Origin of the sequence: Erwinia plantamica, assembly GCF_043420595.1 — a bacterium.
GTDB classification, from domain to species: Bacteria; Pseudomonadota; Gammaproteobacteria; order Enterobacterales; family Enterobacteriaceae; genus Erwinia; species Erwinia aeris.
Genome location: NZ_JBGCUC010000024.1, coordinates 36,782 through 55,772, shown reverse-complemented (window position 1 = coordinate 55,772; position 18,991 = coordinate 36,782). Strand labels below are relative to the sequence as shown.

17 protein-coding genes and 2 tRNA genes are annotated in these 18,991 nt (G+C 58.3%); 14 read left to right on the top strand and 5 right to left on the bottom strand.

Annotated features, from left to right (window positions below; all coding sequences use genetic code 11):
• Both AB3U87_RS20035 and AB3U87_RS20030 read left to right on the top strand, forming a co-directional pair.
• Positions 1 to 77: transfer RNA gene (locus AB3U87_RS20035), tRNA-Pro, on the top strand.
• A gap of 68 nt (positions 78 to 145) precedes the next feature.
• A tRNA-Pro gene (locus AB3U87_RS20030) sits at positions 146 to 222 on the top strand.
• A 667-nt stretch (positions 223 to 889) separates the two neighbouring features.
• Here AB3U87_RS20030 and hemY read toward each other — a convergent pair.
• The 4 genes from hemY to hemC are packed head-to-tail and all read right to left on the bottom strand — an operon-like array spanning position 890 to position 4,912.
• Positions 890 to 2,080, bottom strand: coding sequence for a protoheme IX biogenesis protein HemY (hemY, locus tag AB3U87_RS20025; RefSeq protein WP_394150251.1), 1,191 nt, complete (start codon positions 2,078 to 2,080; stop codon positions 890 to 892).
• 2 nt (positions 2,081 to 2,082) lie between these two features.
• Positions 2,083 to 3,210: a uroporphyrinogen-III C-methyltransferase gene (gene hemX / locus AB3U87_RS20020; protein WP_394150249.1), complete on the bottom strand. Its 1,128-nt coding sequence runs from the start codon at positions 3,208 to 3,210 to the stop codon at positions 2,083 to 2,085.
• A 23-nt stretch (positions 3,211 to 3,233) separates the two neighbouring features.
• The gene (gene hemD, locus AB3U87_RS20015; protein WP_253457220.1) at positions 3,234 to 3,974 is read right to left on the bottom strand and encodes a uroporphyrinogen-III synthase; all 741 of its coding nucleotides are present in this window, start codon (positions 3,972 to 3,974) and stop codon (positions 3,234 to 3,236) included.
• Complete coding sequence (gene hemC / locus AB3U87_RS20010) at positions 3,971 to 4,912, bottom strand: hydroxymethylbilane synthase (protein WP_125290718.1); 942 nt, start codon at positions 4,910 to 4,912, stop codon at positions 3,971 to 3,973. The genes hemD and hemC overlap by 4 nt, the downstream gene beginning before the upstream one ends.
• Before the next feature lie 287 nt (positions 4,913 to 5,199).
• Here hemC and AB3U87_RS20005 point away from each other — a divergent pair, with 287 nt between their 5' ends.
• The 3 genes from AB3U87_RS20005 to AB3U87_RS19995 all read left to right on the top strand — a co-directional run bounded on the left by AB3U87_RS20005 (position 5,200) and on the right by AB3U87_RS19995 (position 10,482).
• Complete coding sequence (locus AB3U87_RS20005; RefSeq protein ID WP_253457223.1) at positions 5,200 to 7,749, top strand: class I adenylate cyclase; 2,550 nt, start codon at positions 5,200 to 5,202, stop codon at positions 7,747 to 7,749.
• 168 nt (positions 7,750 to 7,917) lie between these two features.
• Positions 7,918 to 9,180, top strand: a complete 1,263-nt coding sequence (locus AB3U87_RS20000) for an MFS transporter (protein WP_253457226.1) — start codon at positions 7,918 to 7,920, stop codon at positions 9,178 to 9,180.
• A 3-nt stretch (positions 9,181 to 9,183) separates the two neighbouring features.
• Positions 9,184 to 10,482 carry a BNR repeat-containing protein gene (locus AB3U87_RS19995; RefSeq protein WP_394150246.1) on the top strand — a complete coding sequence of 433 codons (1,299 nt, stop codon included), beginning with the start codon at positions 9,184 to 9,186 and terminating at the stop codon, positions 10,480 to 10,482.
• 11 nt (positions 10,483 to 10,493) lie between these two features.
• Here the strand turns inward: AB3U87_RS19995 and AB3U87_RS19990 are convergent, their stop codons facing one another.
• Entirely contained in the window at positions 10,494 to 11,306 is an 813-nt protein-coding gene (locus tag AB3U87_RS19990) for a helix-turn-helix domain-containing protein (protein ID WP_394150244.1), read from the bottom strand.
• Between the two features lie 264 nt (positions 11,307 to 11,570).
• On the opposite strand from AB3U87_RS19990, the gene AB3U87_RS19985 reads away from it, so the two are divergent.
• From AB3U87_RS19985 to corA, 9 genes are all read left to right on the top strand, one after another.
• Positions 11,571 to 11,891 carry a cupin domain-containing protein gene (locus tag AB3U87_RS19985; RefSeq protein WP_301253042.1) on the top strand — a complete coding sequence of 107 codons (321 nt, stop codon included), beginning with the start codon at positions 11,571 to 11,573 and terminating at the stop codon, positions 11,889 to 11,891.
• A gap of 156 nt (positions 11,892 to 12,047) precedes the next feature.
• Positions 12,048 to 12,257 carry an LPS translocon maturation chaperone LptM gene (gene lptM / locus AB3U87_RS19980; RefSeq protein WP_253461191.1) on the top strand — a complete coding sequence of 70 codons (210 nt, stop codon included), beginning with the start codon at positions 12,048 to 12,050 and terminating at the stop codon, positions 12,255 to 12,257.
• Between the two features lie 27 nt (positions 12,258 to 12,284).
• Entirely contained in the window at positions 12,285 to 13,109 is an 825-nt protein-coding gene (dapF, locus tag AB3U87_RS19975) for a diaminopimelate epimerase (protein ID WP_253457236.1), read from the top strand.
• A complete protein-coding gene (locus tag AB3U87_RS19970; protein ID WP_253457239.1) occupies positions 13,106 to 13,807 on the top strand; it encodes a DUF484 domain-containing protein in 702 nt (233 codons plus the stop codon). Before dapF ends, AB3U87_RS19970 begins: the two co-directional genes overlap by 4 nt.
• On the top strand, positions 13,804 to 14,709 hold the full coding sequence (gene xerC / locus AB3U87_RS19965; RefSeq protein WP_253457242.1) for a tyrosine recombinase XerC: 906 nt from the start codon (positions 13,804 to 13,806) through the stop codon (positions 14,707 to 14,709). Before AB3U87_RS19970 ends, xerC begins: the two co-directional genes overlap by 4 nt.
• The gene (gene yigB / locus AB3U87_RS19960) at positions 14,709 to 15,425 is read left to right on the top strand and encodes a 5-amino-6-(5-phospho-D-ribitylamino)uracil phosphatase YigB (protein WP_253457245.1); all 717 of its coding nucleotides are present in this window, start codon (positions 14,709 to 14,711) and stop codon (positions 15,423 to 15,425) included. The genes xerC and yigB overlap by 1 nt, the downstream gene beginning before the upstream one ends.
• A 54-nt stretch (positions 15,426 to 15,479) precedes the next feature.
• Positions 15,480 to 17,642 carry a DNA helicase II gene (gene uvrD, locus AB3U87_RS19955; RefSeq protein WP_253457248.1) on the top strand — a complete coding sequence of 721 codons (2,163 nt, stop codon included), beginning with the start codon at positions 15,480 to 15,482 and terminating at the stop codon, positions 17,640 to 17,642.
• 194 nt (positions 17,643 to 17,836) lie between these two features.
• Entirely contained in the window at positions 17,837 to 17,893 is a 57-nt protein-coding gene (ysgD, locus tag AB3U87_RS19950) for a YsgD/CorL family protein (protein WP_367317867.1), read from the top strand.
• Positions 17,894 to 18,012: 119 nt separating this feature from the next.
• Positions 18,013 to 18,966: a magnesium/cobalt transporter CorA gene (gene corA / locus AB3U87_RS19945; protein WP_253457251.1), complete on the top strand. Its 954-nt coding sequence runs from the start codon at positions 18,013 to 18,015 to the stop codon at positions 18,964 to 18,966.
• Positions 18,967 to 18,991 lie beyond the last annotated feature (25 nt).

The following is an 18,991-nucleotide window of genomic DNA, read 5'->3' as shown; positions in this document are numbered from 1 at the left end:
CGGCGAGTAGCGCAGCTTGGTAGCGCAACTGGTTTGGGACCAGTGGGTCGGAGGTTCGAATCCTCTCTCGCCGACCATATTCCTGAAACCTTGCCGAGGCAGGGTTTTCGCTTAAAGCGATTTAAGCCGCAGTAAAAGCAGTATTCGGCGAGTAGCGCAGCTTGGTAGCGCAACTGGTTTGGGACCAGTGGGTCGGAGGTTCGAATCCTCTCTCGCCGACCACTTTAAGAAAAAGCCAGCTCTCGAGCTGGCTTTTTTGTCTCTGTAGCTTCCAGAGGATGAGAAGCTCCGAAGGAGGTTTGCGCCGAGCGCAGCGAGACAACGTTGCTTCCCGCCTTCATAACGTCCCGGCTTTCGTGCGTTTTACAGTAAACAGCGCTTCCGGCGAGGGCTTCTCTGCTTTGTCTCTGAAAGACGACATTCATCTCATTGTTATTTAAAAGGTTTACCCGCCTGTACATAAGCTGTCGCTGACTGACGACGCTGTAAACGGCCTCTGTTGTTTTTTAGCGACGGCCCCTGAAAAGTAATATAAGAATATTTTCAGGATAACAGGCTGAATTTAATAAAAATAAGCATTGTTCACAGGCGTAGCTGAAGACCTGGCACGGTATATGCTACAATCCCCCTGTAGAATGCTCATTCCATCTCTTATGTTCGCGTAAGCTTCATAAACCCGGGAATGATGCAGAGCCATTAGGGTACCTGTTGTCCATCTGCCGCTATCGCCGTCAGGCCTTAACGGAGGTTCAGGGCAAAACGTTGAGTCAGGTACCAGCCGGTCTTTCGGCCTGTTTATTTACACCCGCCAAATCGGCGGGTGTTTTTTTATCGGGCTACAGGTAAAAAAAAGCCGGGCAGGGCGCCCGGCTCGTTAATCCAGCCTGGATCAGGGATTGTTTTTCAGCGTTAGCAGCAAACCGTCGCGACGCATTTGCGCGGCTTCTTCCGGCTTGTGCTGACGATCCAGCGTGTCGGCCAGCCAGGCGTAGTCAAACGCGTCAGGACGCTGCTTCAGCGCCTCACGGAAAGCTTCGCTCGCCTGCTCCCACTCGCCGTGCTTCATCAACAGCTGACCCAGCGTACTGTGCAGCAGCGGCGTAGCGCCGTGCTGCTTGATCTGCTGGCGGAGCGCTTTTTCAAGCTGTTCAGGATTGCCGGTTTTCAGGCGCGGCATCAGCAGCACCAGTCGCTCATCGTAACCGCGCTTCAGGCCGTCCAGCACGATGGTCTGCGCGCTGTCATGATCGTCACAAACGATCAGATGATCCGCCATTGCCACCTGCAATGCCGTTTCCTGACGCGTTTTACGACTCTGGCCATGCCACCAGCGCTTCAGGCCTTCGCTGCCCTGATCGGCCATCGCCTGATTCATCAGGCCCAGCCAGGCCTGCTGCTGTAGCGCCAGACGGTGCGTTTCATCGGCAACGTGCGCTTTTTCCATAGCGGGCAGGATATCCAGCAAGGCGCTCCATGCGCCGGTGCGAACGTAGGCCTGCTCGGCCAGACGCAGCACTTCCGGATGGCGAGGCGCGACCTCCAGCAGGCGATCAACGCCGTTACGCGCAGCATGATCTTCATTACGCGCCAGCTGTAAACGCACGCGCGTAATTTCCACCGGCAGCTGATCGTTGCCGGCCAGCTCGGTAGCGCGTTCCAGATGCTGATTAGCGCGCGCCTCATCGTTACGCTGCTGAGCGGCTTCCGCCGCCAGCAAATAGTTAACCATCGGCTGTTCAGCGTGATCCGCATTGCGCGACAGCAGCTTTTCAACCTGACGATGATCGCCTTCCGCCAGTTTGATCAGCGCGGCGTTAGTCTGCTTACGCGCCCGGCTGCGCTTGCGTCCCTTAAACCAGCCGCGGGTTTTGGCGCCGGTGCGGAATAAACGGCGCAGGATCCACTCGACGAACAGGATCACCAGCAGCGAAAGGATCAGCACGATCGCCAGCCCTGTGACGCTGGTTTCAATATTCCAGTTGTCGGTCTGGATCAGCACGTAACCCTGATGGCCCGCCAGCATCGGGCCAAGCACGACGCCGACCATCAGCAAGACAAAAATAATCAGTACTTTAAGCATGCTCATTCTCCCTGCTGCTGTTGGACACCCGGCTGGGCCAGCAGGTTGCGCACGCGCGTTTGCATCAGCTTATCCAGCATCGGCTGGCTTTGCAGCGTATCCGGCACGTCCATCGACACGCTCTGCTGGCTCAGCTCGTCCAGCTGGCTCAGGAAGGCTTTAGTCGCCGCATCGTTAGTGTCGAACCAGGCACGTACCCAGGCAGAAACCGTATCAATAGACTGCTTATAAACCTGATCCTGATGACGCGGTACGGCCTGAGCGGCAATCAGCAGGCGCGAACGGATGTTTTCCCGCAGGTAAATATCCTGATTAGGGGCCAGCAGCGGCTCAGCGGTGGTGTCGCGGCGGCGGATGGTGATGAAATCATCCATAAAGTTATGCCAGCTTTTCACCAGGTTCTGTCGCCACTCGCGTAGCGAAGAGGAAAGCTCACCGCTGTCGGCGTCCATCGGCGCGTCGTCGCTGTCGTTATCGGCCAGGCGCAGATTATCCACGCCGTTGGAGAGCTGGTTCAGCTTGAGGATAATGCCGTCGTAGTCGACCTGACTGACGGCGGAGAGCGAACTGATATCCTGGGTTAACGCGCGACGCGCGTCGATCAGGCTGGGATCGTTCATATCGGCCAGGCTGGCATCGGCGCTTTTCAGCAGCGCGGCGGCCGTGGTCACATCCTGATCGCTCCACAGTTTGCGCCCGGCCAGCTTGACCAGGTAATCCGCCTGCGCCAGCAGCCAGGTGTGTGCGTCATTGCCGGAGATAGTCGCCACTTTCTCTTTCAGCTCTTCCAGCTGCTTGCTCGTGGCCGCCTGCTGAGCGCGTGCGGTATCCAGCGCGCTGCTCTGCGTGGCCAGCTGACGCACCAGATTCTGTTTTTCGCCAGCGGCGTCCTGCTGCAAACTGGCAAGCTGGTCAGCCAGCGCCTGGTTGGTCGCGGCCTGCTGCTGAGCCTGAGTGCGGGCGTGGAAATAGAGGCCTGCGCCCGTAGCCAGCGCAATCGCAATCGCCAGCACGGCCAGCGCCGTACCGGCATTGCGCGGCTTACGGTCGGGCTGTTGCTTTGGCGTTAAGGTCGCTTCCTCCGGGGTGGTTGCTTCAACCATGGCAGAGGACTCTTTTTGTTCCGTCATTGTGGCACATCCCATATTTAAGTTTATTGTAACGCGCGCAGTAAGGCGTCGTTATCGGCACCCTCGGCCACCCTGATATCGCGCCAGCCCAGTTCTGCGGCACGGGTAGCCAGGCGTTCACTGACGACAATCAGCCGACAGTGCAGAAGCCATTCCTCGCGATCGATCTCCGGGAACAGCGAATAAAGCTGCTGTAGCATTTCGCCGCTGGTAACCACCAGCGTATCCACCTGCCGGTCACGCCAGCGGCGGCCTTCAATGGCGCCCTGATAAATTTTCGCACAGCGTTGATAGCATTCAACAAACTGTACATCAGCGCCGCGCTGTTGCAAGGTTTCCGCCAGTAATTCCCGCCCGCCGTTGCCGCGCAGGATCAGCGCGCGTTTGCCGGCTACCTGCTGTAAGGCAGGAAGCTGGATTAAGATCTCACTGGTTTCGCGCTCGTGCGGCCAGACGACATCGTGTCCGCTGACGGTATGCAAGGCGAGCGCGGTAGTGCGGCCTATAGCATAGTAGTGCAGTGAAGCGGGCCACGACACGCCGGCTCGCACTAAGGCGGGATGAGCGTAATGGATCGCATGCTGCGACAGAAGAAAAACCAGATCGCCGCTTTGCAACGACGTCAGCTGGTTCGGGAGATCGTCCAGACCGGTGCCCGGCGTAAATTCAATCAGCGGCATCGCCCAGGCAACCCGGCCAGCGGTACGTAAACGGCTGACCAACTCTTCGGCCGCCGGTGTCGGACGGGTTACCAGGATGCTCATCTGGGCGGATTTCCTTTATACACTTCCGCCAGAATTTCGCGCGCGCCATTATTCAGCAGCTCTTCCGCCAGCGAGATGCCCATCTTTTCGGCGTCTTCGCGCGGGCCACGGCGCTCGCCACGGATCATAGCGCGCCCGTCCGGCGAGCCGACCAGGCCGCGCAGCCACAGCTCGTCGCCTTCCAGCTCGGCAAAGCTGCCGATCGGCACCTGACAGCCGCCTTCCAGCCGGGTATTCATCGCCCGCTCGGCCTTGACGCGCACCGCGGTGTCTTCATCATTCAGCGCGGCGAGCAGCGTAATGGTCTGCGCGTCGTCAAGACGGCATTCGATCCCGACCGCGCCCTGGCCGACCGCAGGCAGCGACTCTTCCGCAGGCATGGCATGGCGAATACGATCGCCCATGCCCAGACGCTTCAGTCCGGCGACAGCAAGGATAATGGCGTCGTATTCGCCCGCATCCAGCTTGCTTAAGCGGGTGCCGACGTTCCCGCGCAGCGAGCGGATAACCAGATCCGGACGGCGCGCGCTCAGCTGACACTGGCGGCGCAGGCTGCTGGTGCCGACCACCGCGCCCTGAGGCAGCGCGTCCACGGAATCAAAGCGATGGGAAACAAAGGCGTCCAGCGGATCTTCGCGCTCGCAAATCGTGACCAGCCCCAGGCCCTGGGGAAACTCGACCGGCACATCCTTCATGGAGTGAACGGCAATATCTGCACGGCCGTCCAGCAGCGCCTGTTCCAGCTCTTTCACGAACAGGCCCTTGCCGCCGACCTTGGCCAGCGGCGTATCTAAAATGATGTCGCCTTTGGTGACCATGGGCACCAGCTCAACGCTCAGCCCCGGATGACAGGCCATCAGGCGCTGCTGAACATAGTGCGCCTGCCACAGCGCAAGTGGACTCTGGCGGGTAGCTATTCTTAAAATTTTGTCTGACATGCTGGTTACCGTTTTTATCGTTCACTGATTATCCTATCATTGATACGGGAAGGCTGACAGTTTCCGCCGCCTGAAACGGCAGGCGCGGGCGGTATGCGGGCTTTTTCGGTCGGGGTGATGGTAAAACGTGCTAAACTGTTTGGTAGCGCAACTTTCTTTACGGTCAACCGACCAGGTGTTAGATTGATCACGTTTCCAGCAATTATTCGCACGACTATTTTTAAAGCAAGCGGCGGATGTCGGGAACGGGGTTTTTTGCAGGCACTGGGATAATCAGGCGAGACGTCTTGTACCTCTACATTGAGACACTGAAACAGAGACTGGATGCCATCAACCAGCTACGCGTCGATCGCGCGCTGGCGGCCATGGGACCTGCTTTTCAACAGGTTTACAGTCTGCTGCCGACCTTATTACATTATCATCATCCGTTGATGCCGGGTTACCTTGCAGGTAACGTTCCACATGGCATCAGCTTCTACACGCCTGATGAAAGCCAAAAAAATTATCTTTATGATTTAGAAGGCAAATCTGGATCCCTCGCCGCGCTGACGCCGCAGGGCGAGATGCCGATCACCGGCGTTTACTCCATGGGCAGCACTTCTTCCGTCGGCCAGAACGCCACTTCCGACCTGGATATCTGGGTCTGCCATCAATCCTGGCTGGATAACGAAGAGCGGCTGGCGCTGCAAAAGAAATGCACGCTGCTGCAAAAATGGTGCGCCGGTATGGGCGTCGATGCCAGCTTCTTTCTGATCGACGAAAACCGCTTCCGTCATAACGAAAGCGGCAGCCTGGGCGGCGAAGACTGCGGTTCCACGCAGCATATCCTGCTGCTGGACGAATTCTATCGCACCGCGGTACGCATGGCCGGCAAACGCATTCTGTGGAATATGGTGCCGGGCGAAGAAGAAGAGCATTACGACGACTACGTGATGTCGCTGTATCAAAAAGGCGTGCTGACCCCGAACGAGTGGCTTGATTTGGGCGGTCTGAGCACGCTTTCCGCCGAGGAGTATTTCGGCGCGAGCCTGTGGCAGCTCTATAAAAGCATCGACTCGCCCTATAAGGCGGTGCTGAAGACGCTGCTGCTGGAAGCCTACTCCTGGGAGTATCCGGGCACCCGGCTGCTGGCGATGGATATCAAACAGCGCCTGCACGACGGCGAAATCGTCTCTTATGGTCTGGATCCCTACTGCATGATGCTGGAACGCGTCACGCACTATCTCACCAGCATTGACGATCATGCGCGTCTGGATTTGGTACGCCGCTGCTTCTATCTGAAGGTGCGCGAAAAACTTTCCGTCGACAGCGATCCGGGCTGGCGGCGCGAAATTCTCAGCCAGCTGGTCAGTGAATGGGGCTGGGACAAAGAGCGGCTCACAATGCTGGACAGCCGCGCCGAGTGGAAAATCGGCCGCGTACGTGAAGCGCACAACGAGCTGCTGGACGCGATGATGCAGAGCTACCGCAACCTGATCCGCTTTGCCCGCCGCAATAATCTGAGCGTCAGCGCCAGCCCGCAGGATATCGGCGTGCTGACGCGCAAACTCTACGCCGCTTTCGAGGCGCTGCCGGGCAAGGTGACGCTGGTCAATCCACAGATTTCGCCCGATCTTTCCGAGCCGCATCTGACCTTTATTCACGTGCCGCACGGCCGCGCCAACCGCGCCGGCTGGTATCTTTATAATCAGTCGCCGGATATGCAGTCCATCATCAGCCATCAGCCGCTGGAATATAACCGCTACCTGAACAAGCTGGTGGCGTGGGCGTGGTTCAACGGCCTGCTGACCAGCAAAACGCGACTGCATATTAAAGGCAATGAGATTTGCGATCTGGCCAGGTTACAGGAGCTGGTGACGGACGTGTCGCACCATTTCCCGCTGCGGCTGCCCGCGCCGACGGCAAAGGCGCTTTACAGCCCGTGCGAGATCCGCCATCTGGCAATCATCGTTAACCTGGAACACGATCCTACGGCGGCCTTCCGCAATCAGGTGGTGCATTTTGACTTCCGCAAGCTGGACGTGTTCAGCTTTGGGCAGCAGCAGCAGTGCCTGATCGGCAGCATCGATCTGCTTTACCGCAACTCGTGGAATGAAGTCCGTACGCTGCATTTCAACGGCGAGCAGGCGATGATCGAGGCGCTGAAAACCATCCTGGGTAAAATGCATCAGGATGCGGCGCCGCCGGATAACGTCGAGGTCTTTTGTTACAGCCAGCATCTGCGCGGCCTGATCCGCACTCGCGTGCAGCAGCTGGTGTCGGAGTGTATCGAGCTGCGCCTCTCCAGCACGCGCCAGGAACCCGGTCGGTTTAAAGCCGTGCGCGTGGCCGGACAAACCTGGGGACTGTTCTTTGAGCGGCTGAGCGTCTCGGTGCAAAAGCTGGAAAACGCCGTGGAGTTTTATGGCGCCATCTCCAACAACAAGCTGCACGGCCTGTCGATCAAGGTGGAAACCGATCAGACGCGGCTGCCGTCGGTAGTCAACGGCTACGCCAGCGAAGGCATCATCCAGTTTTTCTTTGAGGATACGAAAGACGATCGCGGCTTTAATATCTACATCCTGGATGAGACCAATCGGGTGGAGATCTATCATCACTGCGAGGGCAGCAAAGAGGAGCTGGTACGCGACGTCAGCCGCTTCTACTCCTCCTCGCACGATCGCTTTACCTACGGCTCCAGCTTTATCAACTTTAACCTGCCGCAGTTCTATCAGATTGTGCAGGTGGACGATCGTTTTCAGGTTATCCCTTTCCGCAGCCAGACGCTGACGCAGCTGTGCGCGACCGATTCAGACAACGATCCCAGCGACTACACGCCGCGTTATCAGATGCATTGATACTGCCCGCCATCTGCGGGCAAATGCCATTTCTTCCGCCGTTCTGGCGCTGAAGTACAAATCGCCATGATGCTATTCACAGAGTAAATCATCCCGCGCTCTTGCCCGATATCATCCATTTTATACTCGCGCCGTATTCTCATTTAAAGGCATTACCGCGAGGGATATATGGAAAAAGGACAGGCATTACTCACCAGGGAAGGAAATAAGTTCGGCCTTTTTATTTCTCTGCTTCTGCTCTTGCTCGGCTGCATTCTGTTTTTCTTCTCTTTTGATCGGCAAATCGTTTCCATTCTTAAAACCACGCTGATGCATGAAATGGGCGTGGGCAATAAAGAGTATTCGCTGCTGATTACCGCTTTTATGCTGCCCTATATCGTGATGTATTTTTTCTCGGGCGCGCTGGTGGATAAATTCGGCAGCCGCTGCGTGCTGACCTTTTTAATGCTGCTAATGTCGATAGCCACGCTGATCACCGGCCTGGCGCATTCGCTGACCGGGATGCTGATTGGCCGCTTTATTCTTGGCATAGCGGAGTCCGGCGTCGTGCCCGCCTTGACGCTGGCGATATTTACCTGGTTTAGAGCGGAGCAGCGCGCTTTCGCTTTTCAGCTGACCAATATTATTCAGTCGCTGGGCCTGATCGTTGCGCCGCCTTTTATTGCCTGGGTCACGCTGGCGGGCGGCTGGCGCTGGGCATTCTTTATTCCGGCCGCGGCGGGCATCGTGGTCGGCCTGCTGTGGTTTCTGGCCAGCCGTCGCCAGCCGACGTCGGCGGAGCCGCTGCCGGAAAAAGAGGACGACCGCGTCTCCACGCTGCAACGCTATAAATTGGTGCTGGCTTCCGCGCCCGTCTGGACGCTGATTATCGCGCGGCTGCTGACCGATCCTTTCTGGTTCTTTTATCAATACTGGCAGATCGGCTTTATGCAGGAAAAGCTGGGGCTGAGCCTGGCACGCGTCGGCGAGCTGATGTGGTTTCCGCCGCTGGCGGCGGTGTTTGGCGTGCTGCTGGTGTGCCGGATCTCCGATCGGCTGGTGGCGCGCGGCGTCGAGCCAACCCGGGCGCGGCTGAATCTGATCTGGACGGTAACCTGTCTGGCGCCGCTGATTTTTTTACTGCCCACGGTACAAAACATCTGGCTGGCGGTAGGCATTATGACCGTGATTAATTTTATGTGCACCGCCTGGCTGAGCATGGTGACCATCATGATGGGCGGGCTGGTGCCGCGCGCGGCCATCGCTACCGCTATCGGTATCATGAGCGCGCTCGGCGGCATCAGCGCCATTCTCTTCAACGGCTTTGTCGGCACCATTATTGATGCCTTTGGCTATGCCGTACCGATCTATATCGGCGCGATGCTTCATCCCGCCGGTGCCATCGTGCTGGCCGTTTATTTCCTGCGCCGTAAAAATAATCAAGGAGAATGAAAGATGAGTACAGAGGTTCATGTCTCTGCCGTGGGTGAGGCCTGCGCAGATTTTAACGTGCTCTATTGCCTGCTGCATCATGAGGGGACGCTATTTGCCGCCTGGTACGACGCCGCGCATCGCATCACCGTGGGATGCCGTCGTGCAGGCGTAGCGACATGGGAAACTTTTCAGCCGGAAGGCTTCTGGCTGGCGTCACGCAACCGTGACGCCAACGTCACCGATTACGATTCACATAACTACCTGACGATGGCCGTAGACAGCGAAGGCTACCTGCACCTTTCCGGCAATATGCATGTCGATCCGCTGATCTATTTTCGCTCCGAACGCCCGCTGGATATTTATTCGCTGCGCGTGGTCAGAGCGATGACCGGCGCACGTGAAGCGCGCACGACTTATCCGCTGTTTTTTAAAGACGCGCAGGGACGTTTACTGTTCCGCTATCGCGACGGCTGTAGCGGCAACGGCGACGATATCTATAACGTATATGATACGGTGCGGCGGCAGTGGTCGCGCCTGTTGGACACGCCGCTGCTGGACGGCGAAGGCTTACGCAACGGCTACGCGCGGCCGCCGGTAGCCGGGCCGGATGGCTGGTGGCATCTGGTCTGGATGTGGCGCGAAACCCCGCACTGTGAAACCAACAACAATTTATCCTATGCGCGAAGCCGCGACCTGCAACGCTGGGAAACCTCTGCCGGACAGCACCTGACGCTGCCCATCTCGCGGGAACGAGGCGAAATTGTTGACAGCGCCGGGGTTGGCGAAGGGCTGATTAATATGGTGCAGGAAATCGGCTTTGACAGTCAGGGAAGGCCGCTGCTGATTTATCACCGCTACGACCAGAACGGCTGCTCGCAGGCTTATCTCGCCAGGCCGGACGGCACGGGAAACTGGCAGAGAAGCCAGCTCAGCCAGTGGCGTTTTCGCTGGGACTTCAACGGGCCTGGTTCTATTCCGCCGAATCTTGTTTTGCAGCCGCCGCGCGTGACCGCCGAAGGCCAGCTGGAAGTGGCGTGGCGTTCGCTATGGAGCGGCGCAGGGCGCTGGCTGATTGATGAAGCATCCTTAACCGTGACGGCAACGCTCCCCGCCCGCGTAACGCTGCCGGAAACGCTGTTGCGGCCGCGCCAGCAGCTGCATCCGCAGGCCGAGGTGCAGCTGCTGGCGGCGCAAAACAGCGACTATAGCCCGCAGCATCGCTACTGGCTGCGCTGGGAGGCGCTGCCGATCTGCCGCGACGAACCTTATCCGGCGACGGTGGCGCCGGGCAGGCTGGAACTGGTCGAAGCGCAGGGCTAACTGCTTTGGGCTTAACGGCACTGGCCGGGCGACAGGCCAAACTGCTTGCGAAACAGACGGGAAAAATAGCTGACCTCGTTAAAGCCGACCCGCTTTCCCGCTTCGGAGATGGTCATATCATTGTATTGCAGGTGATATCTTGCCTGGAGCAGCCTGGTGGTGGTCAGATATTGCTGCGGCGAGACACCCGTATAGTCGACAAACCCCCGTTGCAGCGTGCGGCGGGAAATCGCAAACGTCTGGCAGAGGCGCTCCATATCCAGCGGCTCGGCCAGATGACTATTCAGCCAGATAATAATCTGGCTGATGCGATCGTCGCTGGAGGCGAAATCCTGGGTTTTATAGCGCCACTGGTTCAGCGTATGCAGCGTTTCCAGAAAAATAGCTTCCTTATGGCTTTCGCCAAGCAGCTTGTTTTCGTACTTTGTGGCCGAATGCGCCATTAATCTGGCCATGATCTGCTTTATTACCCGTATATTTATCTGCCAGACGCGGCTTTCACCCGGCTGAATCAATAAGTGCTCAATATTTTTTAGCACGTTAAAACGATCGGGAGCCAGATAAAGTAAATTCACCTGCCTGATATTTTTCATCTCTTCGAAAAGGTGATAATCGTGACGGTTGAGATAACACAATGTGCCTGCGGTTAATAAGTAGGGTTTTTCATTAATAACGTGGATGCCGCTGCCTTTTTCCACCAGAAACAGTTCGCAATACTCATGCCGGTGCTCCTGACACAGGCTCTTTTCCGGCCGCCAGAAATGAAAAATAACTTTTTCATCGGGATGGCGGAAATGCGTCTCGCGTGGAAGCGTAATCGTCATGGCTTTATATCCTTATCGCGGGCGTCGTTTGCAAATAAATCGTCATCTTCAGCCAGGCTGCCCGCCCTGTAATTGCCGCCCATCACAAAATGGTAAAAAATTAACCCGCCTCGCGGCGGGAATAACTATTACGCCATCCCAACTCATCCGTTTGCGCTTTTGTACAAATCGGCATGATAGCCGTCACAGTTGGTTTTGCGTTGCCTGGAAAATTGCCGCTGCCGGAGCAGAATAGCGGCCAATTTTATTGTAAGGAGAACACGCATGTTTTTCTTTTATAAAGATTCACGGCAGGAAAGAGCGGGTGAAGGCGTCGCCCGTCGCGTGCTGGCGCACGGCGGCAAGCTGATGTGCGTGGAGGTCAGTTTTGAGCAGGGCGCGATTGGCCCGATGCACAGCCATCCTCATGAACAGCTAACCTGGGTGCGTTCCGGCGTCTTTCTGTTCACTATCGGTAAGGAACAGCGCGAGGTGAGAGCGGGCGACAGCTTATATAAGCAGCCGAATATACCGCATGGATGCGTCTGCCTGGAAAGCGGCGTGCTGATCGATCTCTTTACGCCACAGCGCGAAGACTTTTTGTAGCCCATCGCCGCCGCTGCTTTTTGCCCGGCACGGCAAACAGGATGCCGTGCCTTTTACCGCTTTCCTTTCTGCAACCTTCGCCTTTTTCCTGTTGCTTTTAGCACTTCACCTGCGATGATAGTCTACCAACAGGCAGCAATGATGAGCAGAACAAGCATGAAGAAGATGATTTGCCGGATGGCGCTGGCGCTGGCCGTGGTCAGCCTGGCGGGATGCGGACTGAAAGGCCCTCTCTATTTTCCAAAGCAGGAGCAGCCGCCAAAAAACGCCGGCGCGACGACACCGCCAAAAACCGCCAGCGGTACGGCGTCCGGCGCGCAGCAGCAGTCAACGACTACCGATGCGGAACAGCAATCGGCTCAGTAACTCATGACGCACTCGCTGGAGCCAAACATGCAGTTCTCCAAAATGCACGGTCTGGGCAATGACTTTATGGTGGTCGATGCCGTGACGCAAAACGTCTATTTTTCTCCTGAACTGATCCGGCGACTGGCGGATCGGCATCTGGGGATCGGCTTCGATCAGCTGCTGATCGTGGAACCGCCTTACGATCCCGACCTGGATTTTCACTACCGCATTTTCAACGCCGACGGCAGTGAAGTGGCACAGTGCGGCAACGGCGCGCGCTGCTTCGCCCGCTTTGTGCGTCTGAAAGGGCTGACCAATAAAAGCGAGATCCGCGTCAGCACGCAGACCGGGCGCATGGTGCTGAGCGTCACGCCGGATGAGCTGGTGTGCGTCAACATGGGCGAGCCAAATTTTGAGCCGCAGCAGGTGCCTTTTCGCGCTAACAAGGCGGAAAGCCTCTATCTGATGCGCGCGGCGGAGCAAACGGTGATGTGCGGCGTGGTATCGATGGGCAATCCGCACTGCGTATTACAGGTCGACAGCGTGAAAACGGCGCGAGTGGAAAGCTTAGGGCCGGTGCTGGAAAGCCACGAGCGTTTTCCCGAACGCGTTAACGTCGGCTTTATGGAAGTGGTCAGCCGCGAGCATATCCGCCTGCGCGTCTACGAGCGCGGCGCGGGCGAAACGCAGGCGTGCGGCAGCGGCGCCTGTGCGGCGGTAGCGGTCGGCATTCAGCAAACCCTGCTGGCGGAAAAGGTTCGCGTCGATCTGCCCGGCGGCAGCCTGCATATCGCCTGGAAAGGGCCGGGACATCCGCTCTATATGACCGGCCCGGCCACTCACGTTTACGACGGATTTATTCATCTATGAAACATGTCAGCGAGGCCGCCAGCGATATCCTGTTGGACGATCGCGCGGTGAGCGATTACCTGCTGCAAAACCCGGATTTCTTTATCCGCAACGCTCGCCAGGTCGAGCAAATGATTGTGCCGCATCCGGTACGCGGCACGGTTTCGCTGGTGGAGTGGCAGCTCAGCCGCCAGCGTCACCAGATTGCGCAGCTGGAAGAGGAAATAACGCTGCTGATGGAGCAGGCCAGCGCCAATCATCGGCTGTTCGAACAGCTGCTGACCTTGCAGACGCGGCTGGCGGCGGCCGACAGCCTGCACGAGATGCTCAACCGCCTGCATCGCTGGGCGCGCGAGCTGGGGCTGGCGGGCGCCAACGTGCGGCTGTTCAGCGAAAAGTGGCGGATTGGCGCGCCGTCCGACTTCACGCAGCTGGCGCTGTCGCGGCAGGCGTTCGAGCCGGTACGTATTCAGCGGCTGGGCAAGCAGCAGCACTATCTGGGCAGCCTTAACGGCCCGGAACTGCTGCTGCTGCTGCCGCAGGCCAAAGCGGTCGGCTCGGTGGCGATGTCGCTGCTGGGCGAGCGCGGCGAGCTGGGCGTGCTGATCTTCAGCAGCCGCGACAGCCAGCACTATCAGTCCGGCATGGGCACGGTGCTGTTGCAGCACCTCTCGCATATGCTGCCGGAACTGCTGCAGCGCTGGGTGGAAAGGGCATGAACGCGTCTCCTCTACAGCCAGCCGTAGAGGGCTTCCTGCGCTACCTGAAAGTCGAGCGCCAGCTCAGCCCGCTCACGCAGATTAGCTACGAGCGGCAGCTGAGCGCCTGTATTATCCTGCTGGATGAGATGAAGCTTGCCGCCTGGGAGAAGCTGGACGCCGCCCAGGTACGCGCGCTGGCCGCACGCAGCCGCCGTGGCGGCCTTAAGCCCGCGAGCCTGGCGCTACGCCTTTCCGCGCTGCGCAGCTTTCTGGACTGGCAAATCAGCCAGGGCAAGCTGAAAGCCAACCCGGCCAAGGGCGTCGCCACGCCGCGCGCTTCCCGGCATCTGCCGAAAAATATCGATGTGGACGAGGTTAACCGCCTGCTGGATATCGATCTGAACGATCCGCTGGCGGTGCGCGATCGCGCCATGCTGGAAGTCATGTACGGCGCCGGGCTGCGCCTTTCTGAACTGGTCGGCATCGATATTTCCCATCTCGATCTGGCTTCCGGCGAAGTATGGGTTTCCGGCAAGGGCAGCAAAGAGCGTCGTCTGCCGATTGGCCGCATGGCGGTGGAATGGACGGAGCGCTGGCTGGCGCTGCGCGAGCTGTTCGCGCCATCCGATAACGCGCTGTTTCTGTCAAAACAGGGCAAGCGCATTTCCACCCGCAATGTGCAAAAGCGTTTTGCGGAGTGGGGCGTGAAGCAGGGGCTGTCCAGCCATATTCATCCGCACAAGCTGCGTCACTCCTTTGCGACGCATATGCTGGAGTCGAGCGGCGATTTGCGCGCGGTACAGGAGCTGCTGGGCCACGCCAATCTCACCACGACCCAAATCTATACCCACCTTGATTTTCAACATCTGGCCTCGGTTTACGATGCCGCGCATCCCCGTGCCAAACGAGGAAAAACCTGATGCATTTTTACCGTTCGCTGCGGCCGATCGCGGCCATGACCTTCGATCTGGACGATACGCTGTACGACAATCGGCCGGTAATCAGCCGCACCGCTAAAGAAACCCACGCGTTTTTGCAGGCCTATCATCCGGCGCTGAACGAGTTCAGTCCCTTACAGTATCAGCAGCTGCGTGACAGTCTGCTTGAGCAGGAGCCGGACATTTATCACGACGTCAGCGAATGGCGTCGCCGCGCGGTGGAGCTGGCAATGCTGAATAGCGGCCTTGACGCTTCGGAAGCGGAAAAAGGCTCGCGCGCGGTGATGGCGCATTTCGCCCACTGGCGCAGCCAGATCGAGGTGCCGGCCGAAACGCACAGCACGCTGGCCGCACTGGCGGCGAAAATCCCGCTGGTGGCGATCACCAACGGCAACGCTGAGCCGCACCTGTTCGGGCTGGATAAATACTTTAAATTTATTCTGCGAGCCGGGCCGCACGGCCGCGCCAAGCCTTATCACGATATGTATCACCTGGCGGCAGAAAAGCTTAACCTGCCTTTACACAGTATTCTGCACGTGGGCGACGATCTCACGACGGACGTGGCTGGCGCGGTGCGCTGCGGGATGCAGGCGTGCTGGATCAACCTGCATCATCACAACCTGATGCAGGCCAGCGACAGCCGCCTGCTGCCCACGCTGGAAATTTCGCAGTTGGCATCCCTGACCGCGTTGTTATAATACGCTGGTTAAATATCCAGTGGAGCAACAGCTTCCCCTAACCTGACGGTGCTTATGGACGTTTCTGACCTTCTCGACGGCTTGAATGACAAACAACGCGAGGCCGTAGCCGCGCCGCGCAGCAATTTGCTGGTGCTTGCGGGGGCGGGCAGCGGCAAGACTCGCGTGCTGGTTCACCGCATCGCCTGGCTGCTGGGGGTTGAAAACTGTTCGCCTTACTCCATCATGGCCGTGACCTTTACCAATAAGGCCGCCGCCGAGATGCGCCACCGCATTGAGCAGCTGATCGGCACCAGCCAGGGCGGCATGTGGATCGGCACCTTCCACGGCCTGGCGCACCGCCTGCTGCGCGCGCACCACCTGGACGCCAACCTGCCGCAGGATTTTCAAATCCTCGACAGCGAAGATCAGATGCGCTTATTAAAACGCCTGATCAAAGCGATGAATCTGGATGAGAAGCAGTGGCCCGCCCGCCAGGCCATGTGGTACATCAACGGCAAAAAAGATGAAGGGCTGCGGCCAAAGCATATTGAGAGCTACGGCAATCCCGTTGAGCAGACGTGGCTGCGCATCTATCAGGCCTACCAGGAAGCCTGCGATCGCGCCGGGCTGGTGGATTTCGCCGAGCTGCTGCTGCGCGCGCACGAGCTGTGGCTGAATAAACCGCATATCCTTAACCACTACCGCGAGCGCTTCACCAATATCCTGGTGGACGAATTTCAGGATACCAACAATATCCAGTATGCCTGGATCCGGATGCTGGCGGGCGACAGCGGAAAAGTGATCATCGTAGGCGACGACGATCAGTCGATCTACGGCTGGCGCGGCGCGCAGGTTGAGAACATCCAGCGCTTCCTTAACGATTTTCATGGCGCGCAGACCATCCGTCTGGAGCAGAACTACCGCTCCACCAACAATATTCTGAAGGCGGCCAACGCCCTGATCGCCAACAATAACGGTCGTCTGGGGAAAGAGCTGTGGACGGACGGCAGCGACGGCGAGCCGATCTCTATTTACTGTGCGTTCAACGAGCTGGATGAAGCCCGCTTCGTGGTGAACCGCATCAAGGTGTGGATGGAAAACGGCGGCGCGCTGAACGACTGCGCCATTCTCTATCGCAGCAACGCCCAGTCGCGCGTGCTGGAAGAAGCGCTGCTGCAAACCAGTATGCCTTACCGCATCTACGGCGGAATGCGCTTCTTCGAGCGTCAGGAAATCAAAGACTCGCTGGCCTATCTACGGCTGATCGCCAACCGTAACGACGACGCCGCTTTCGAGCGCGTGGTCAATACGCCGACTCGCGGCATTGGCGACCGCACGCTGGACGTGGTGCGGCAAACGGCGCGTGAGCGCCAGCTGACGCTGTGGCAGACCGCCCGCGTTCTGCTTCAGGAGAAAGCGCTGGCCGGTCGTGCCGCCTCGGCGCTGCAACGCTTTACCGAACTGGTGGACTCGCTGGCGCAGGAAACCAGCGAAATGCCGCTGCACGTGCAGACCGACCGGGTGATCAAAGATTCCGGCCTGTGGCTGATGTACGAGCAGGAAAAAGGCGAAAAGGGCCAGGCGCGTATCGAAAACCTTGAGGAACTGGTCAACGCCACGCGGCAGTACAGCTATCAGGATGAAGACGAAGACCTGATGCCGCTACAGGCTTTTCTTTCCCACGCGGCGCTGGAAGCGGGCGAAGGTCAGGCGGATAAATGGCAGGATGCGGTGCAGTTGATGACCATGCACGCGGCCAAAGGCCTGGAGTTCCGCCAGGTCTTTATCGTAGGGATGGAAGAAGGCATGTTCCCAAGCCAGATGTCGCTGGAAGAGGGCGGCAGGCTGGAGGAAGAGCGTCGCCTGGCCTATGTGGGCGTCACGCGCGCCATGCAGAAGCTGACGCTGACCTATGCGGAAACGCGTCGGCTGTATGGGAAAGAGGTGTATCACCGGCCATCGCGTTTTGTCGGCGAGCTGCCGGAAGAGTGCGTGGAGGAAGTGCGCCTGCGCGCCAGCGTCAGCCGTCCGGTCAACCATCAGCGAATGGGCACGCCAGTTACGCAAAACGACAGCGGCTTTGCGCTCGGCCAGCGCGTGCGCCACGCTAAATTCGGCGAGGGGACCATCGTCAATCTGGAAGGCAGCGGCGATCACAGCCGGTTACAGGTTGCTTTCCAGGGCCAGGGCATCAAATGGCTGGTGGCCGCCTACGCGAAGTTAGAAACGGTTTGATCCCGCTGCGGCGCGCCTAACCCCGCGCCGCCTTTACGGTTTTCCCCTTCACTGCTTCAACGTCGCCCGCGCGCTTTCTCAGGCAGTCGGCGGGGATGCCCGTGCCTGCCGCTTCGTTTCTCCCGGCTGGCTGTTGACGCCATTTTCAGCACAGCGTAACATGCGCGCACTATCACCCTCAGAGGACATTCGCCTTGGACACACCCAGTAGATACTGGCTCATTGACCTGGAAAACAGGTACAACTCCTAAGGCTATCCTCCTCTGCCGATAGCCTTCGTGGTTGTTGGCGACCCGCATCCCGCTTCGCTCTGAGTCAGATTCCCCGTGTTCAGGCGCGTCCCACGCTATGACGAATTGGGAGTACAGCTATGCTGAGCGCATTTAAACTTGATCAAAGCCGCCTTGCCCGCCTGGAGCTGGAAGAAACCACGGACGAACTGTCCAGTTCGGTCTGGGTCGATCTGATCGAACCAGAAGAAAATGAGCGCGATCGCGTGCAGAACGAGCTGGGCCAAAGCCTGGCGACCCGTCCCGAGCTGGAAGATATCGAGGCCTCCGCACGCTTTTTTGAAGATGAAGACGGTCTGCATATCCACTCCTTTTTCTTCTACGAAGATGCAGAAGATCACGCGGGCAACTCCACCGTAGCCTTTACCATCCGCGACGGCCGCCTCTATACGCTGCGCGAGCGCGAACTGCCCGCGTTCCGTCTTTATCGTATGCGCGCGCGTAACCAGGTTCTGACCGACGGCAACGCGTATGAGCTGCTGCTGGATCTGTTTGAAACCAAAATCGAACAGCTGGCGGACGAAATCGAAAACATTTACAGCGATCTGGAAAAGCTCAGCCGCGTGATTATGGAAGGCCAGCAGGGCGATGAGTTCGATGCCGCGCTCTCCACGCTGGCCGAGCTGGAAGATATTGGCTGGAAGGTGCGCCTGTGCCTGATGGATACCCAGCGCGCGTTAAACTTCCTGGTGCGCAAGGCGCGTCTGCCGGGCAATCAGCTGGAGCAGGCGCGCGAGATCCTGCGCGATATCGAATCGCTGCTGCCGCATAACGAATCGCTGTTCCAGAAGGTCAACTTCCTGATGCAGGCGGCGATGGGCTTTATCAATATCGAGCAGAACCGCATTATCAAAATCTTCTCGGTGGTATCGGTCGTGTTTCTGCCGCCAACGCTGGTGGCTTCCAGCTACGGCATGAACTTTGAGTTTATGCCGGAGCTGAAGTGGAGCTTCGGCTATCCGGGCGCTATCTGCCTGATGATCCTGGCGGGCCTGGCGCCTTACGCCTATTTCAAGCGTAAAAACTGGCTGTAGCAGACGATAAGAGAGCGTTCGAGGA

Excerpts from the sequence above, each read along its gene's own strand:
- hemD (WP_253457220.1), bottom strand. The coding sequence starts at position 3,974 with ATGAGCATCCTGGTAACCCGTCCGACACCGGCGGCCGAAGAGTTGGTC.
- hemX (WP_394150249.1), bottom strand. The coding sequence starts at position 3,210 with ATGACGGAACAAAAAGAGTCCTCTGCCATGGTTGAAGCAACCACCCCG.
- hemY (WP_394150251.1), bottom strand. The coding sequence starts at position 2,080 with ATGCTTAAAGTACTGATTATTTTTGTCTTGCTGATGGTCGGCGTCGTG.
- AB3U87_RS20000 (WP_253457226.1), top strand. The coding sequence starts at position 7,918 with ATGGAAAAAGGACAGGCATTACTCACCAGGGAAGGAAATAAGTTCGGC.
- hemC (WP_125290718.1), bottom strand. The coding sequence starts at position 4,912 with ATGTCAGACAAAATTTTAAGAATAGCTACCCGCCAGAGTCCACTTGCG.
- dapF (WP_253457236.1), top strand. The coding sequence starts at position 12,285 with ATGCAGTTCTCCAAAATGCACGGTCTGGGCAATGACTTTATGGTGGTC.
- xerC (WP_253457242.1), top strand. The coding sequence starts at position 13,804 with ATGAACGCGTCTCCTCTACAGCCAGCCGTAGAGGGCTTCCTGCGCTAC.
- AB3U87_RS19995 (WP_394150246.1), top strand. The coding sequence starts at position 9,184 with ATGAGTACAGAGGTTCATGTCTCTGCCGTGGGTGAGGCCTGCGCAGAT.
- AB3U87_RS19990 (WP_394150244.1), bottom strand. The coding sequence starts at position 11,306 with ATGACGATTACGCTTCCACGCGAGACGCATTTCCGCCATCCCGATGAA.
- yigB (WP_253457245.1), top strand. The coding sequence starts at position 14,709 with ATGCATTTTTACCGTTCGCTGCGGCCGATCGCGGCCATGACCTTCGAT.
- corA (WP_253457251.1), top strand. The coding sequence starts at position 18,013 with ATGCTGAGCGCATTTAAACTTGATCAAAGCCGCCTTGCCCGCCTGGAG.
- AB3U87_RS19970 (WP_253457239.1), top strand. The coding sequence starts at position 13,106 with ATGAAACATGTCAGCGAGGCCGCCAGCGATATCCTGTTGGACGATCGC.
- uvrD (WP_253457248.1), top strand. The coding sequence starts at position 15,480 with ATGGACGTTTCTGACCTTCTCGACGGCTTGAATGACAAACAACGCGAG.
- lptM (WP_253461191.1), top strand. The coding sequence starts at position 12,048 with ATGAAGAAGATGATTTGCCGGATGGCGCTGGCGCTGGCCGTGGTCAGC.
- AB3U87_RS19985 (WP_301253042.1), top strand. The coding sequence starts at position 11,571 with ATGTTTTTCTTTTATAAAGATTCACGGCAGGAAAGAGCGGGTGAAGGC.